Genomic DNA, 16,547 nt, shown 5'->3' with positions numbered 1-16,547 from the left:
AATTGAATAAATGCCTTTCTTTCCTTTTATTAGAAAAGGAATAACCATAGTAAAAATAATGCCATACAGAATAAAATAATGCCTAAAATAATGCGTTCTTGTACGATAGAACGTTGACGTTTACGTTGACGCGTTTCTAAGGACATACGCTTTTTGGATGTTTGGTATTCAACGAATTCACTTTGCACCAAATTTGGCGCCGCTTGTGCCTTCTGACGCGTCACAGAACGCAAGGAAAACGTATCTATATCACCTACTTGACTTTGGTAGGCTTTTACCAAGCGATCCCCATCAAGATCTAAATAATTACCGTAATTACGAATAAAGCCTTTTACGTAGACCTGACCAGGAATGATGTCATACTTACCATCTTCGATAGCTTCCAAATAGGTTGTTTTAATGTGCAGTACTTGCTCCACATCTTTAAAGGTTAAATTACGTCTTACTCGTTCACGTCGTAATTCTTCGCCTAATTCAGCCATTTTCGTTCCTCTCTTAATCTACATAATACTCATATCGTAATCATTTAATTATTGCTCATCATTGGAGTCTGAGAAATATCGCGCCTTAGCTTGTTCAGGGCTCATCAAAATCTCTCGAGCCTTACTGCCCATACTAGGACCAACAATTTTAAGGTCTTCCATCGTATCAACAAGGCGAGCCGCACGAGTATACCCAATGCGGAATCGACGCTGTAACATAGACACAGAAGCTTGACCAGATTCCATAACGAGATTAACAGCACGTTCTAATAATTCATCGCGGTAGATATCATTTTCTTCTGATGATTCTTTTTCGGTTTCCTTCTCAGCCTCTTGTGTAACAGTATCGTCATATTCTGGTTCACGTTGAGCTTTTACAAATTCCACAAGATGTTCTACCTCATCATCAGAGATAAACGCACCTTGTACACGAATTGGTTTATTAGCACCAATTGGAGCAAATAGCATATCCCCTTTACCAAGTAATTTCTCAGCACCCGCCATATCGAGAATAGTACGGGAGTCAATTTGAGAACCTACTGCAAAGGAAATACGGCTAGGTACATTGGCCTTAATAGAGCCTGTAATAACGTTGACAGAAGGACGTTGCGTAGCAAGTACCATGTGAATACCTGCAGCACGCGCCATTTGTGCTAAGCGACTAATAGATTCTTCAATATCATCAGGAGCAGTCATCATAAGGTCAGCTAACTCATCGATAATTAATACAATCAAAGGCATAGCCGCCTTAGGGTGTGCTTCGTTATAGCTCTTAATATCGCGTTTGCCAGATGCTGCAAAAGCTTTATAACGAGCCTCCATCTCACGAACAGCCCACCGCAATACAGCGGCTGCTTTTTTCATATCTGTTACAACTGGCACCATCAAATGAGGAATGCCATTGTAGATAGACAATTCAACCATCTTAGGGTCGATTAATAAAAGCTTAACCTCTTCTGGTTTACGACTAAATAGAATACTTGAAATCAAAGTATTTACACATACAGATTTACCAGAACCAGTAGTACCTGCTACAAGCAGGTGAGGCATCTTTGCAAGGTCAGTAATAACAGGCTTACCTGCAATATCCTTGCCAAGACCTACAGGAATACCCCCACGAGCGTCCTTGAAGTCACTACAATCAAGAACATCACGCAAATGAACGGCCTCTGTCGTCTTATTAGGAACCTCGATACCGATGGCGGATTTACCAGGGATTGGAGCCTCCATCCGAATATGTTGAGCCGCTAAGTTTAAGGCGATATCATCAGTTAAATTGACGATGCGGCTAACCTTTACACCTGGTGCAGGTTCAATTTCGTAGCGTGTAACAGTTGGACCTTGTGTAGCATTAACGACCTTAGCAGTAATACCAAAGTTACTCAATACATTTTCAAGCATCATTGCATTTTGAGCTACTTCTTCACCATTGCTTTGACTCCCCTTCCCTTTCGCCAAAATATCAAGGCTTGGGAAATGATAAGGTCTATCATAGGTACGATGAATTTGACCATCTTTAGATACTGCTACTTGTGCTGTATCTTCTGTAGTACTAATAGTAGATGGTACTTGTAAACTCATACCAGACATACCAGCACCAGCACTTACAGAACTTGCTGTAGCACCTGTTCCAGGTACAGCAGAAGCTATGGCAGCGTGATTAGTTTCCAATGGACCAATCGTTGTATTTTGATATGTAAACTTTGGTTGTTCCTCATGATTATTCTCTACTGATTCAGATTCATCTGTATATCCTTCGTCTGGAGTATATGTATAATCCTCATCTGGAGTATATACATAGTCATCACCTGTAGATCTACTAGCATCAGAAAATTGATCAAAATCATCTGCATCATAAGACTTCGCATCACCAGCATCTTCAGAAACATTCGCCAATTGTTCCGCTGCACGGTTGCGCGCTTCTATTTCAGCCAATTCTTTCCAAGATGTAGGAGCCTTTGGAGATTCTACAGTCGTCACTGTATCCACCATAGGTTCATTATCTATAACCGCACTCGTTTCAAAGTTATCTCGATCGGTAGTGATACCTCGTTTTTCAAGTGTATCTAACGCTTGATCTGCAGCATCAGCAAAGCGTGTATCCTTTTCCCTGTTATACGCTTTCCGTTGTTCTGCAGCTTCTTTACGTTGTTCATTCCAATCTTCAAAGACCTCTTTAGCTACAGCGACCTTCTCAGCAGCCACTTCTTTAGCTACATCTAAACCTACTTGTGTTTTATCTGCTGCCTTTTGCAAGCCACTTCGCAAAGATAAACGAGTGATTAGAATACCAAAGGCTAATAATAAGAATACATCTAAAATGATAGCCCCTAGCTCACCTAATAGAGTACGAAGGAATGTAGCGATAGCACCACCTACTACACCACCTTGGTCAGCCAATTGTGTTGTGATTAATTCCTGCCCCTCAGGAACGCGCCACAATGGAACAAGGGCTAGCAAGAATAGGAAGAACAAAGTCATTACAACACCCCGTTTAGTAACGGAAATAAATGTTCCTTTATACAATAATCGCCAGCCGATCCAGAACACACCAAGGCAAGGAATAATACCACCTAGGCCAAAACCATAACGGAATATACCTGTTAAAATCTGTCCTACAAGACCGAGTTCAAACCCAAAGAATCCGAGCAAGGAAATAACTGCAAAGGCAATTACAATTAAGCCTTTAACTTCGCTGCGCAAGGAAAACCCTTGAGACTTAGTTTGCTGTTTTGTACTTGTTCGCTTTCGTCGTGTATTGCGTTTTTTGGTGGAAGTTTTTTCTTCTGCCATAAATCTATACAAACCCCTTACTTATATAACACTACTGTAAATTAACTTATCATTATATTATAGCATATATCGAAGTATTTAGTTAGCTTTTACGCCGTTTCTCCCAGTCACAAAGTAACTGTTCTTCCTTGCCCCTTTTAATACCGTTGTAGTACGAAGCATCCATAAGAGGTGTTGGTAGATACTGCTGTTTTACATAGCCATTTGGATAGTTGTGGGCATACTTATAGGTGTTCCCATGACCTAGCTTGCTAGCCCCACTATAATGACTATCTTTTAAATGATCTGGCACCTGTCCACAATCCTTGTGGCGCACATCGGCAATTGCTGCATCGATAGCCAAATAAGCAGAATTACTTTTCGGTGCTAATGCTACATAACAAGCCGCTTCAGACAATATGATACGAGCCTCCGGAAATCCTACCATATGAGCCGCTTGAGCCGCTGCATTGGCTAGAATTAAAGCTTGCGGATCTGCAAGGCCTACATCCTCAGCTGCACATATTACGATACGACGAGCAATAAAATTAGGATCCTCCCCCGCTTCAATCATACGTGCCAAATAATGCACCGTCGCTTGTACATCAGAGCCACGCATACTTTTAATAAAAGCAGAGATTGTATCGTAGTGGCTGTCACCCTTTTTATCATATGTGTAAATTCTACGTCCCACAACTTTTTCAAGAACCTCTATGGTTATAGTCCCTTCATCCGGTACCATAGCTGCAGCCTGTTCTAAAATATTCAAAGCCATACGACCGTCGCCATTAACGAAAATTCCTACATCCTCTAGCACTTCATCGGTTACTTGTAAACGGCGTTTACCAAGGCCTACCTCTTCATCTGTAATAGCACGACGCAAAATTTGACCAATCGCCTTTGGTGTCAAAGCCTCCAATGTTATGAGTCGCAAACGGGATAAGAGCGGTCTATTAACCTCAAAAAACGGATTTTCTGTGGTGGCACCAATGAGGATAATCGTGCCATCTTCTACACAAGGTAATAACACATCTTGTTGGCTTTTATTGAAACGGTGGATTTCATCGAGAAATAATATAGTTCTTTGTTGTAATGACCGTACGCGCTTACGAGCATCCTCTATGATGTTACGCAACTCACCTATACCAGCATTGGTAGCATTTAAATTTACAAAATGACTATTACTTACCTTAGCAATGATACCTGCTAGCGTAGTTTTTCCCGTTCCACAAGGCCCATAAAAAAGCATAGATGGTATGGTATCCTTCTCTACCATAGCTCGTAAGAAGGTCCCCTTCCCTACGGCCTTCTCTTGACCGTATAAATGATCCAACTTGGTAGGACGCATACGCACAGGAAGTGGCTCATATGCATTTGTAGGCTCTAAATCAAACAAACTATCCATTCTATCACCTCAATTCACAGTATCTAAACTATTAATATCCACATTTCTAAACCATTGATGTTCTCATTATATGTCATTTTTACACGCAAAAAAGCCCCACCATGCCGTAATGTACCGCGTTTTGATCCTGCTTAGGGCAGGTGGGTGTCCTCCTCATCCTGCAGTTGTCCCATAAGGGCGTAACGTTCAGACGAGAGTTCGGACTCCCGAAGTAAATGTGTTGGCTCAAAACTGCGATATCACACGCACATGGCAGGGATATCTTATACATAAATAGTATCAGAAAGATTGGTAATAAACAAGTCTTGACATTTGAATTTTAATCAATTCTTGCCTATGTTTTTACACCAAAGATTGTTCTTCTTCTTCCTCGATATCTGGTTTAATATGCAACTCTTTTAATTGTTTAGGTTCTACTTCAGATGGCGCTTGGCTCATAACATCAGAAGCAGATTGAGTTTTAGGGAATGCGATTACGTCGCGGATAGATTGACGTTTTGCCATCAACATAACAAGACGATCAAGGCCAAATGCACAGCCTGCATGAGGAGGTGCACCATATTGGAATGCATCAAGCATGAAGCCGAATTTGGATTTTGCTTCTTCTTCAGACAAGCCAATAGCTTTGAATACTTTTTCTTGTACATCAGATTGGTAAATACGCAAGGAACCGCCACCGATTTCAACACCGTTCAATACCATATCATAAGCGATTGCTTTTACACTACCAGGATCGGATTCTAATTTATCAAGGTCTTCATGACGAGGCATTGTGAACGGATGGTGCATTGCAACATAACGTTTTTCATCTTCGTTATATTCGAACATAGGGAAATCAGTTACCCATGTGAATGCCAATTTATCTGGATCAATCATGTTCATACGACGGGCCATTTCAAGGCGCAATTCGCCCAATGCACGTGCTACAGTTGCTGGTTTATCAGCAATCATCAATACGAGGTCGCCACCTTTAGCGCCCATTTTTTCACCGATGTTGCGGATTGTATCTTCACCTAAGAACTTCATGATTTGAGACTTGATAGAACCATCTTCGTTGAAGCAAGCCCATGCAAGACCTTTTGCACCATAACGGTTTACATATTCAACGAGATCATCAAGTTCACGACGAGGAATACCAGCATCGCCAGGTACTACGATACCTTTAACTACGCCACCATTGTCGATAACAGAACGGAATACTTTAAATTCTGTATCCTTTACAAGATCAGTTACATCAGTAAAGGCCATGTCGAAACGAAGGTCTGGTTTATCAGAACCATATTTATCCATTGCTTCATCCCATGTAATGCGAGGCATAGGCAATGTGATTTCTTTGCCCAATGTAGTTTTAAATACATGAGCAACCATTTCTTCAAGCATGGAGTAAATGTCTTCTTCATCTACGAAGGACATTTCCAAGTCGAGCTGAGTGAACTCTGGTTGACGGTCTGCACGCAAATCTTCATCGCGGAAGCAACGAACGATTTGGAAATATTTTTCATAACCAGCTACCATCAAGATTTGTTTGAAAATTTGTGGAGATTGTGGCAATGCATAGAATGTACCAGCATTTACACGAGAAGGTACTAGATAGTCACGAGCGCCTTCTGGTGTAGATTTAGTAAGCATTGGAGTTTCAATTTCCAAGAAATCGCGGCTATCGAAGAAGTCGCGCATTGCTTTTGTTACTTTGTGACGTAAAATCAAGTTACGTTGCATTTCTGGACGACGTAAGTCAAGGTAACGATATTTTAAACGAATATTTTCATCTACATCAATATCATCTTGGATATAGAATGGAGGTGTTTTAGCAAAGTTCAATACGCGCAATTCTTCACAGTACATTTCATATGCACCTGTTGGAAGATTTGGATTGATAGCAGCTTCATCACGTTTTGTAATTTTACCACGTACACAAAGTACATATTCGTTACGAACATCCTCTGCTTTGTGGAAAGATTCCACGTTATGATCTGGAGATGCCACTACTTGTACTACGCCAGAACGATCACGTAAATCCAAGAAAATCAAACCACCATGATCACGACGGCGTTCAACCCAACCACATAATACGACCTCTTTACCTACCTCTTGTTCAGAGATGGTGCCACAACCGTGCGTACGGTGTAAGCCTTGCATTGTTTCCATTCTAATTGTCATCCTTTCACCAAAGAAGTTATACGTTCAGAAACTGTATCGAGTGGTACAGTTTCTTGTTCACTAGTTTCCATGAATCGGATTATGGCTTCCCCACGAGCCAATTCATCATCACCCAATATGATAACATATTTTGCATTAATTTTGTTAGCATATTTTAATTGTGCCTTCATACTCTTACCCTGTCCGTCCATTTCAACGGATACATATGCATCATGCAATGCTTGGCAAATTTTGAAAGCCTCTACCTTAGCCGCATCACCAAGAGCTACTACGAATGCAGATGGCTCTACAGTTTGTTCCGGTAATAAGTTTTGTTTTTCAAGGGCTAATAATAAACGTTCCATGCCCATCGCAAAACCGATGGCTGGTGTATGAGGACCATCGAGTTCCTCTACAAGGCCATCGTAACGACCACCACCGGCTACTGCACTTTGAGCCCCTAATGGAGTATATTGTACCTCAAATGCTGTTTTTGTGTAATAATCAAGGCCACGTACTAAACGAGGATTTAATGTATATTGCACATTGGCAGCCGTTAAATAAGTTTTCAATTCTTCGAAGTGATCATGACATTCTTCACATAAATGTTCGTGAATTTCAGGAGCACCTACGGACAAGGATTTACATGTTTCATTTTTGCAATCCAAGATACGCAAAGGATTTTTATACAAACGTTCTTGGCAGTCACTACATAATTGTTCTTTTTTAGGCTCAAAGAACTCAATTAATTTTTCACGGTATGCAGGGCGGCATATTGGACAGCCTACAGAGTTCACCTCTACATTGAGGTCTTTAAGGCCAAAGTCTTTCAACAATTGTACGACCATGCAGATAACTTCACTATCCACTACAGGGGATTGAGAACCTAATACCTCTGCCCCGAATTGGTGGAATTGGCGGTAACGGCCAGCTTGTGGTTTATCATGTCGGAACATAGGCCCCATGTAATACCATTTTGTAAGGCCTTCTTTACCATATACTTTATTTTCTAAATATGCGCGTACTGCAGATGCTGTATTTTCAGGGCGCAAGGTAAAGCTAGAGCCACCATCATCACCTGTAGTAAATGTGTACATTTCCTTTTGTACTACATCTGTAGTTTCACCAATGCCACGCAAGAATAATTTAGTATCTTCAAAGGCAGGTGTGCGAATTTCGTTGAACCCGTATACCTTACAAATTTCACGCATACGCTGTTCAATATAGTGCCAATTTATCATTTGCTCTGGCAAAAAGTCTTGTGTACCTCTTGGTTTTCTAATAGCCATTACACAACCTCCCAAAATTTTTTACAAATTCTATGTCGTTTCTCTAATAGTGCATCTATCGTTGCGTGGTAAACATCTACATCCTTTGGCATATGCTGTTTCAATTGACGATATTCAGGGGCCCGCATCCACTTAGATGAACTACCAGGTCCCATGGAAAGAATACTTTGTCGTTCCTCCATAATCTGAATATTATATTCGCACGCTTTGCCGGGCAAGGTATAGCCGATATTCTCTAACTGTCCTCTCATATATTGTTGACGATATAGATAATATGGTACATAGCCAGCCGCTTCTAGACGCTCTTTACCATATTGTATCATGTCTGCCACGAGATGTTCCTCAGGGATATCATCTTGCATATTTAAATCATACAATGGGCTACCACGTTTTAATGCTAACGTATGAATTGTAACATTTTCCGGCAAATTTTGACATACATAATCCATATTCTCTATCATGTTTTGCATCGTATGATTTGGTAAACCGGCAATAAAATCCATATTTACCGCTAACGACGTATTATGTTTGACATATTGTAACAACTCATCAATATCACATGCACTATGTCCACGACCAATGCGCCGCAAAATATCGTCTTGCATCGTTTGTGGATTAATGCTAATACGATTGACACCTAAATCAAGCATAGATCGTAACTTTGTAGGATTAACAGAATCCGGCCGCCCTGCTTCTACAGTAAACTCATGACCTTCAGGAACAAGTATAGACAGCTGTTTCAGAACTTGGTGAAAGTCTTCGTCCCCTAATACCGTCGGAGTACCGCCACCCATATAAAGAGTATCTACCGTTAAGCCATAAGATTCAACAATAGTTTTCATATCCTCGATGTCGCGGCCTAAGGCAGTTAAAAATTGGCTTTTACCATCATAGTCCTGATAGAGTCCATACGGAAAGGAGCAGTAAACACAACGGGTGTCACAAAAAGGAATGCCACAATAGAGACTCACCTTTTTATGGTCTGTATCGGCTAAAAATGGCCGTTGATACTCACCGATAGAGCCCAGTGTAGCAAGCTTTTCCATAGACACAGAAAACTCGTCCCTAATGTGACGAGTTGCTGCGTGGACAGAGCCATATGTATCTATATATTTATGTAGTAGCTTTGTAGGGCGTACGCCTACCATAGTCCCCCAAGGCGCCTCAGCTGGTAAACCTTGATATTCACGCAAGTAGCGCAGTAAGGCTTGCCCTATTTGACGTCGTCCCATAGAGGAAACAGGGCCTTCAAAAGTCTGAACCGTCTCACCAATGGTAACTGTTAAAGTATACAATCCATCGACTTCGTGAGATTCAAGGATAACATCTGGATGCACCTTGTCAGAAAACAGTCCTGCAGCACCACAATTATGGGCCACTACAGAACCAAGCGGTAATGGTCCCGTATATAGATATCCATTAAGCATGGTGATGAGCCATACGTTCTAATTTGTCAAGCTCTGCTTCAGTCATATGATTTTGGCAATCACTGCAATAACCATATACTTTCAATTGATGGTCGATAGTGCGGAAGTTCAATTTTTTAGCAATGATGGATTCTAGTGTTTCAAGCATATCATCTTCAAACTCGGATACTTTGCCACATTTTACGCAGATCAAATGATGGTGGAAATGAGCAAACTCTTCGTCGTTCAATTCGTAACGGTTACGACCATCGCCAAAATCAAGACGTTTCAACAAATCAAGTTCAGTGAAGAGATCAAGTGTTCTGTAAATAGTAGCCAAGCCGATATCAGGAGCCACTTCTTTTACAAGTACATATACGTCTTCTGCACTTAAATGATTTTCATCAGCATCGATGAAGGCTTGTAAAATTGTTTGACGTTGTGTAGTCAATTTGTATTTTTTGTCTTTAATGCGTTCTTTTAATTTTTCTAATGTTGTATTCATGATAACTATCCCCTTTATTTCTTACAAAATTTTATAAAACCTACGCTCCAACAAATGGATTGTATTGTTTTTCATAACCTATATTTGTTTCCGGCCCATGACCAGGATACACCATAATATTATCAGGCAACTTATAGAGCTGCGTTTTAATGGATTCCATTAACGTCTCATAAGAGCCATTTGGAAAATCCGTACGTCCCACAGAATCTCTAAATAGTGTATCGCCTACAAATACAAGGCCTTCCATATAATAACATACCCCACCTGGCGTATGACCTGGCGTTTCAAGTACTTCAAGGTTAATAGCGCCACATGTAATATGGTCACCTTGCTTAACCTCGATGATCTCTGCCTTCACCTTAATCGGTGTAGGATTGCTATAAGCACTGAGATTGAGTTCAGGATCTGACAAATACGGCACATCACCCTTATGAATATATACAGGCACTTGATAGGCATCTACAATGTCTTGAACGCCCCCAATATGGTCACCATGACCATGGGTTAGCAAAATAGCTTTGGGCTTCAAGTCATGTTTCTTTAGCGCATCTAATACTTCCGGTGTGGCAGGGTCAATGATGAAAGCCTCACCAACAGCTTTATCGCCTATGACATAGCAATTTGTTCCTAGTGGACCTAAAGGCATGCGCATAAGCACTAATTGTTGTTCACTCATTAAGCCCCTCCTCTACTACGTTGTACCGTATACACTTCACGAATACGGCGCAACTTAGTCATAACAAAATCAAGTTGTGAAATATCTCGGATATCAACAACTACATTGATACTTACGGTTTTAGTATCTTCTTGAACCTTTGCATTGATGTTTGTAATAGTGATTTTCAATTCTGAAAGTACAGCCATAACCTCCATCAACAGACCATTTCGATCATAAGCTTGGATATCGATGCCTACGTGGAAAGATTCACCAGAAGAACCATCCCAGGAGACCTCAATCATACGCTCTAAATCTTCTGGCGTATGTCCAAGACTCGTACAATCGGAGCGATGGATGGATACCCCACGACCACGCGTGATATAACCGATGATATCATCACCAGGTACAGGGCTACAGCATTTCGCCATACGCACCATAACACCAGCTTCGCCTTTTACAAGAACGCCTGTACCATTCTTGGTCGTTTTTGGACCTTGAGCTTTTAGTTTCTCAATGATTTGTTCAGTGCTGTGTTTAGACTCTTCTGCTTCTTTAGATTTTTTATAAAGTTCAATTAACCGCAATAGAACCGTGCTTACAGGGATACCACCATAACCGCAAGCGGCAAACATTTCATCTTCTATACCTGCTTTGAGCTGTTTCGTAACCTGTTGAAGTCGATTATCTGCAATCAATTCTTTCCAGCTATAATTTAATCGTTTTGCTTCTTTTTCGAGCGCTTCTAAGCCTTTTTCAATATTTTCAGCTTTATTTTCACGCTTGAACCAGTTGCGTATTTTGCTCTTACTTTCAGAAGAACCTACGATATTAAGCCAATCAAGGCTCGGACGACCTGTTTTAGATGTAATGATATCTACGATATCACCATTTTGCAAGGTGTAATCGAGCGGTACAATTTTACCATTTACCTTGGCACCTACGCATCTATGCCCTACATCGGTATGAACACGATATGCGAAATCTAGTGGAACAGAACCTATCGGCAATTTAACAACATCGCCTTTTGGTGTAAATACGAATACTTCACCGGAGAATACGTCTAATTTTAAAGCGTTTACAAGCTCTGTTGGATTACTTGTATCTTGCCATTCCAATACTTGGCGCAACCACGCAACCTTTTGGTCGAAATCCTTATCGCCATTTTTATTGCCTTCTTTATAACGCCAATGCGCTGCAACACCGTATTCAGATACGCGGTGCATTTCCCATGTACGGATTTGAATTTCTACAGGTTGCCCCATGGTACCGATAACCGTAGTATGTAACGATTGATACATATTAGATTTCGGCATGGAAATATAATCTTTGAAACGATATGGCAATGGTTTCCACAAGCTATGAGCAATGCCTAATACCGCGTAACAATCAGGAATTGTATCAACGATAACGCGAACTGCAAGCAAATCATAGATTTGAGATAAATCGCGATTGTCCTTTTTCATCTTCTTGTAAATACTGTAGAAATGTTTTGGACGACCTTTGATATCCGCCTTAATATGAGCTTCGCCTAAAGCCTTAGTGAGTTGACTCATCGTATCATTTACAATGTCTTCACGAGCTTGGCGTTTTTGTTTCATTTGATCTACAAGATCATAGTATTTTTCTGGTTCTAAATACCGGAATGATAAATCTTCCAGCTCCCATTTCACATTGAAGATACCAAGACGATGTGCCAAAGGAGCAAAGATTTCTAATGTTTCCTTTGCAATGCGTTTTTGTTTGTCGCTACGCATATGCTTTAAGGTACGCATATTATGTAGGCGGTCACCTAGTTTAATAACAACGACACGCACATCCTTCGCCATGGCTAAAATCATCTTCCGATAATTTTCCATTTGCCGATCTTCTTTTGTTTCATATTGGAATTGGTTTAATTTCGTTACACCATCGACAAGGAATGCCACTTCAGAGCCAAACATTTCCTCTAAGTCTTCCTTTGAATATGATGTATCCTCAACCACATCATGCATGAGTGCTGCCATAAGTGTGATATGGTCAATTTGTAAGTGTGCCAAAATATCAGCTACTGCTAGTGGATGCATGATATACGGTTCACCAGAAGCTCTAAGCTGACCTTCGTGAGCCTTATCTGCAAGCTCAAAAGCCTTTAATACTTGGTTACACTCATCATCTGTTAAATAGGTATGGATATACTCCATAAATTCAGCTAAAGCTTTTCCTTTATCAAAAGTGCTTTGTTCTACTAAAGCTTTGCCTTCTTCATTTACAGTTGTCATGGTGTCACCTCCTATACACTATAGGTAAGAAATGTTACGGACGTGACAAGATCTAATTTTCCTTCAATGGCATTCCATCTTAGCATTAATTGACCATCATCACTGGTATATTCTTCTATGATGCCCAACTCCTTAAATACATCTAAGGATGTAAGGGCACTGCGATTATTTTGATCTGCCGGCTTACGGCGCAAAATTTCTTGTTCCACATTATAAACCGATTGACTACGACCACGCATAGCTTGTTTTACTATGACATACATTTGTCTAAGACCTTCCGTGGAAAGTGTAATCGGCTCTTCAGTGAGCGGTTCAATAGCTTGGATCATAAGCTGCGGAGAAACCATCCCTTGCCATTCATTCTTTTGCAATGAAAATGCTACTTTCACCACAGTTCCAATGAATATAGTTTTAAATAAATCGGGACGATTCCAAGCAATGGCATCCAATGTGCCACTAGAGGTTTCTAAAATCACCTTGCAGTGATTTTTCAATTGTCCCATAAGCATTATATCTTGTACGGTTGCTTCCATAACGGCAAAGACCGGCGTACTATTGGCCATACCATATGGCTCAAGGGCTGATACGCGGTCAATAATATCTACATCGATATCATCAACGGGTAGTTCCGCATCAATAGCAACAACAGGAATATATTCCTCTGCTGTTACATGCGCCTTACAATACGCAGTCAAACGGTCTCGCAATTCATCTATACGATTTGCATCAATACTGAAGCCTGCTGCTGCAGCATGGCCACCGAATTGTAATAACACATCTTCGCAAGACTTCAGTGCATCGTAGATATTAAAACCATCGATACTACGACAGGAGCCTTTGCCAATGCCATCGTGGATACTAATAACCAAAGTCGGCTTATAAAACTCCTCAACCAAGCGAGAAGCCACAATACCGATAACACCAGGGTGCCAGTCTTCACCGGCTACAACGGTTACATAGTCTGCCTTATGGCCTTGGTTAGCCACATCGATACGAGCTAGTTCGTGAATATTTCTCTCTAGTTCTTGACGCTCACGATTTGTTTCATTTAATTCTTCAGCAATCGCTTCAGCCATATCAGCATTATTAGTAACTAGCAACTCAACAGCACGTGTTGCATGGGTTACGCGACCTGCTGCATTGAGCCGTGGGGCTAAGGTGAAACCAATATGTCCAGATGTTATAGTTCGTTCATGGAGACCTGCTACATCGACTAGTTTTTTAATTCCTAGATTTGGATGACTATTCATCTTTTCAAGGCCTGCTTTTACGATGATGCGGTTCTCACCGACTAACGGCACAACGTCCGCCACAGTACCTAATGCAACGATATCTAAATCATCTAAATACCATTCACCAGTCTTTGTAAGCCACAATGCTTGGCATAATTTAAAAGCAACCCCAACACCGGATAAATTCTTATCCTTGTAGTGACAGTCCTTTTGCTTGTGGTTAATAACAGCCTTTGCTCGTGGAATCATATCTGGTGCCGTATGATGATCCGTAATAATCATATCGATACGGTCACGTACAGCCTCAACAATATCGTAAGAGCTAATACCACAATCCACGGTAATTACTAGAGCTGTCCCTTGCTCTATAAGATGCTCTAAAGCCTCTAAATTGAGGCCATACCCTTCACTTTGACGCTCTGGTATGTAATAGGTAACATCAGCACCTAGTTTCTTTAAAAAACGATATAGAACAGATGTTGCAGTAATGCCATCTACATCATAATCACCATAAATAACGATTGGTTTATGTTTTTCAATTGTCTCCTGAACTAGCGAAACAGCCACATCCATATCTTTTAATGCGAATGGATCTAACAAATCAGACAAAGAGCCTTGTAAAAACCGACGCCCTTCATCAACATCTATGTGACGATTAACCATTAATTTTGCCACAATAGGGTTCACACCAAGTTCACGGATTAAGATATTCTCTTGTTCTTTGTCGCTTGTGGAAATGCGCCAACGTTTTTTCTTAATCATCATATCCCTCAGTAGTTTATAATCAATATTAGTATAAATTTTCAACGTATTATCATTATCATTTTTATTTATTATACATCAAAAAGCGAATAAAATAAACCATTTTATATATTTTATTCTCATTTAACTTTTGACATTTTCTCAACAAAAAAGAACCTCCCATTATCAATAGGAGGTTCTCGATCAGTGAATTACTTAGAACCGGAAGTCTCGTTCGCCGTCTTTCATCTGTGCAATATAAGCTTTAGCTTTATCTTTAACTAAATCATTTTTGATATTTTCTAACTGTTGTTCAATAACCTTAGCGCCATGAGCTTTAGTTTTTTCGTCACCATAATCCATGATGTATTCGTTTAATGTCATCAATGCATTAGGTTGGCAACAGTTATGGATTTGGCCGGATTTAGCGAGGGCCATAAATCTGTCCCCTGTTCTACCTGCTCGATAGCATGCAGTACAGAAACTAGGCACATATCCAAGATCTAGTAACCAATCTACGATTTCATCTAATGTACGTGTGTCACTGCGATCAAATTGAGCCGAATTATCTTCTGGTTTCTCTTCTTCTTTGTAACCACCTACGCTAGTACGAGAGCCACCACTAATTTGGGAGATACCTAATGCCAAACCGCGTTCACGCATGGATTGACTTTCACGGGTAGACATAATCATACCTGTATACGGTGTGGATACACGAATAAGAGCAACGATTTTCTCAAATATATCGTCAGGTACAGCATTACTGAAATCATCTACATCGATATCATCAGCTGGACAAATACGAGGTACAGAAATTGTATGTGGACCTACACCAAATACTGCTTCTAAATGCTCTGCATGCATCAACAAACCTACAAAATCATATTTATAATGTTCTAAGCCATAAAGAACACCGATGCCTACATCATCAATGCCACCTTGCATAGCGCGGTCCATCGCCTCTGTATGGTAGGCGTAGTCGCTCTTAGGGCCTGTTGGATGAAGTGCTTCGTAGTTTTCTTTATTGTACGTTTCTTGGAATAATGTATATGTACCAATGCCAGCTTCATGTAATTTCTTGTAATCCTCAACGGAACAAGCTGCAATATTTACGTTTACACGGCGAATTTCGCCATTTTTATTTTTAATACCGTAAATAGTCTTGATAGATTCCAAAATATATTCAAGAGGATTATTAAGAGGATCTTCACCAGACTCAATAACAATGCGCTTATGCCCCATTGCTTCTAAGGCAATAACCTCTTCTCTAATTTGGTCTTGAGTCAACTTTTTACGTTTAATATCGCGATTTTTAGAATGATACGGACAGTATACACAACCATTAATACAATAGTTAGACAAGTATAATGGTGCAAATAGAACGATACGATCGCCGTAAATAGCTTTCTTGATTTCTTTAGCTAACGCATAAAGCTTTTCCTTATATTCAGGCAACGGACATTCTAATAGAACAGCTGCTTCTCTATGGTTTAACCCCTTAAATGTAGCAGCTTTTGCTAAAATAGCATCTAACAACTCCCGATTTTCCTTGTTTTCCTCTGCATAGGCAAGGGTGTCAAGGATTTCCTGATGGGAAATAAATTCCTCCGCCTTTGGAGATTTTACATCATACATAGTACTTACCTCAAATCTTTCTAGT

Annotated in this window: 11 protein-coding genes and 1 other RNA gene; all 12 read right to left on the bottom strand. The window is 40.4% G+C overall.

From position 1 onward, the window contains the following. Positions 1-29 precede the first annotated feature (29 nt). Complete coding sequence (locus VEIT17_RS03145) at positions 30-482, bottom strand: helix-turn-helix domain-containing protein (RefSeq protein WP_005386075.1); 453 nt, start codon at positions 480-482, stop codon at positions 30-32. Between the two features lie 48 nt (positions 483-530). Beyond that, positions 531-3,275 (bottom strand): FtsK/SpoIIIE family DNA translocase, encoded by a 2,745-nt coding sequence (locus VEIT17_RS03140; RefSeq protein ID WP_178884702.1) that lies wholly within the window; start codon positions 3,273-3,275, stop codon positions 531-533. An 82-nt stretch (positions 3,276-3,357) separates the two neighbouring features. Further along, a complete protein-coding gene (locus VEIT17_RS03135; protein ID WP_129823166.1) occupies positions 3,358-4,659 on the bottom strand; it encodes a replication-associated recombination protein A in 1,302 nt (433 codons plus the stop codon). Between the two features lie 89 nt (positions 4,660-4,748). Next, positions 4,749-4,921, bottom strand: a non-coding RNA gene (ssrS, locus tag VEIT17_RS03130) — 6S RNA. An 80-nt stretch (positions 4,922-5,001) separates the two neighbouring features. Further along, positions 5,002-6,807, bottom strand: a complete 1,806-nt coding sequence (gene aspS, locus VEIT17_RS03125) for an aspartate--tRNA ligase (RefSeq protein WP_178884700.1) — start codon at positions 6,805-6,807, stop codon at positions 5,002-5,004. 8 nt (positions 6,808-6,815) lie between these two features. Further along, a complete protein-coding gene (hisS, locus tag VEIT17_RS03120; RefSeq protein WP_178884698.1) occupies positions 6,816-8,087 on the bottom strand; it encodes a histidine--tRNA ligase in 1,272 nt (423 codons plus the stop codon). After that, positions 8,087-9,514 (bottom strand): coproporphyrinogen dehydrogenase HemZ, encoded by a 1,428-nt coding sequence (hemZ, locus tag VEIT17_RS03115; RefSeq protein WP_178884696.1) that lies wholly within the window; start codon positions 9,512-9,514, stop codon positions 8,087-8,089. The genes hisS and hemZ overlap by 1 nt, the downstream gene beginning before the upstream one ends. Then, positions 9,507-9,998, bottom strand: a complete 492-nt coding sequence (locus VEIT17_RS03110) for a Fur family transcriptional regulator (protein WP_024065550.1) — start codon at positions 9,996-9,998, stop codon at positions 9,507-9,509. Before VEIT17_RS03110 ends, hemZ begins: the two co-directional genes overlap by 8 nt. A 40-nt stretch (positions 9,999-10,038) precedes the next feature. Continuing rightward, on the bottom strand, positions 10,039-10,674 hold the full coding sequence (locus VEIT17_RS03105; protein ID WP_178884694.1) for an MBL fold metallo-hydrolase: 636 nt from the start codon (positions 10,672-10,674) through the stop codon (positions 10,039-10,041). Continuing rightward, positions 10,674-12,914: a RelA/SpoT family protein gene (locus VEIT17_RS03100; protein ID WP_024065552.1), complete on the bottom strand. Its 2,241-nt coding sequence runs from the start codon at positions 12,912-12,914 to the stop codon at positions 10,674-10,676. The genes VEIT17_RS03105 and VEIT17_RS03100 overlap by 1 nt, the downstream gene beginning before the upstream one ends. An 11-nt stretch (positions 12,915-12,925) precedes the next feature. Beyond that, positions 12,926-14,908, bottom strand: a complete 1,983-nt coding sequence (gene recJ, locus VEIT17_RS03095; protein WP_178885997.1) for a single-stranded-DNA-specific exonuclease RecJ — start codon at positions 14,906-14,908, stop codon at positions 12,926-12,928. 195 nt (positions 14,909-15,103) lie between these two features. Continuing rightward, a complete protein-coding gene (gene hydG / locus VEIT17_RS03090; protein WP_060923969.1) occupies positions 15,104-16,522 on the bottom strand; it encodes a [FeFe] hydrogenase H-cluster radical SAM maturase HydG in 1,419 nt (472 codons plus the stop codon). Between the last annotated feature and the right edge of the window lie 25 nt (positions 16,523-16,547).

The organism is Veillonella nakazawae (genome assembly GCF_013393365.1).
In the GTDB taxonomy this organism is placed as follows: domain Bacteria; phylum Bacillota; class Negativicutes; order Veillonellales; family Veillonellaceae; genus Veillonella; species Veillonella nakazawae.
Note: the sequence above shows the minus strand (reverse complement) of the source record. Positions and strands in the feature narration are given on the sequence as shown.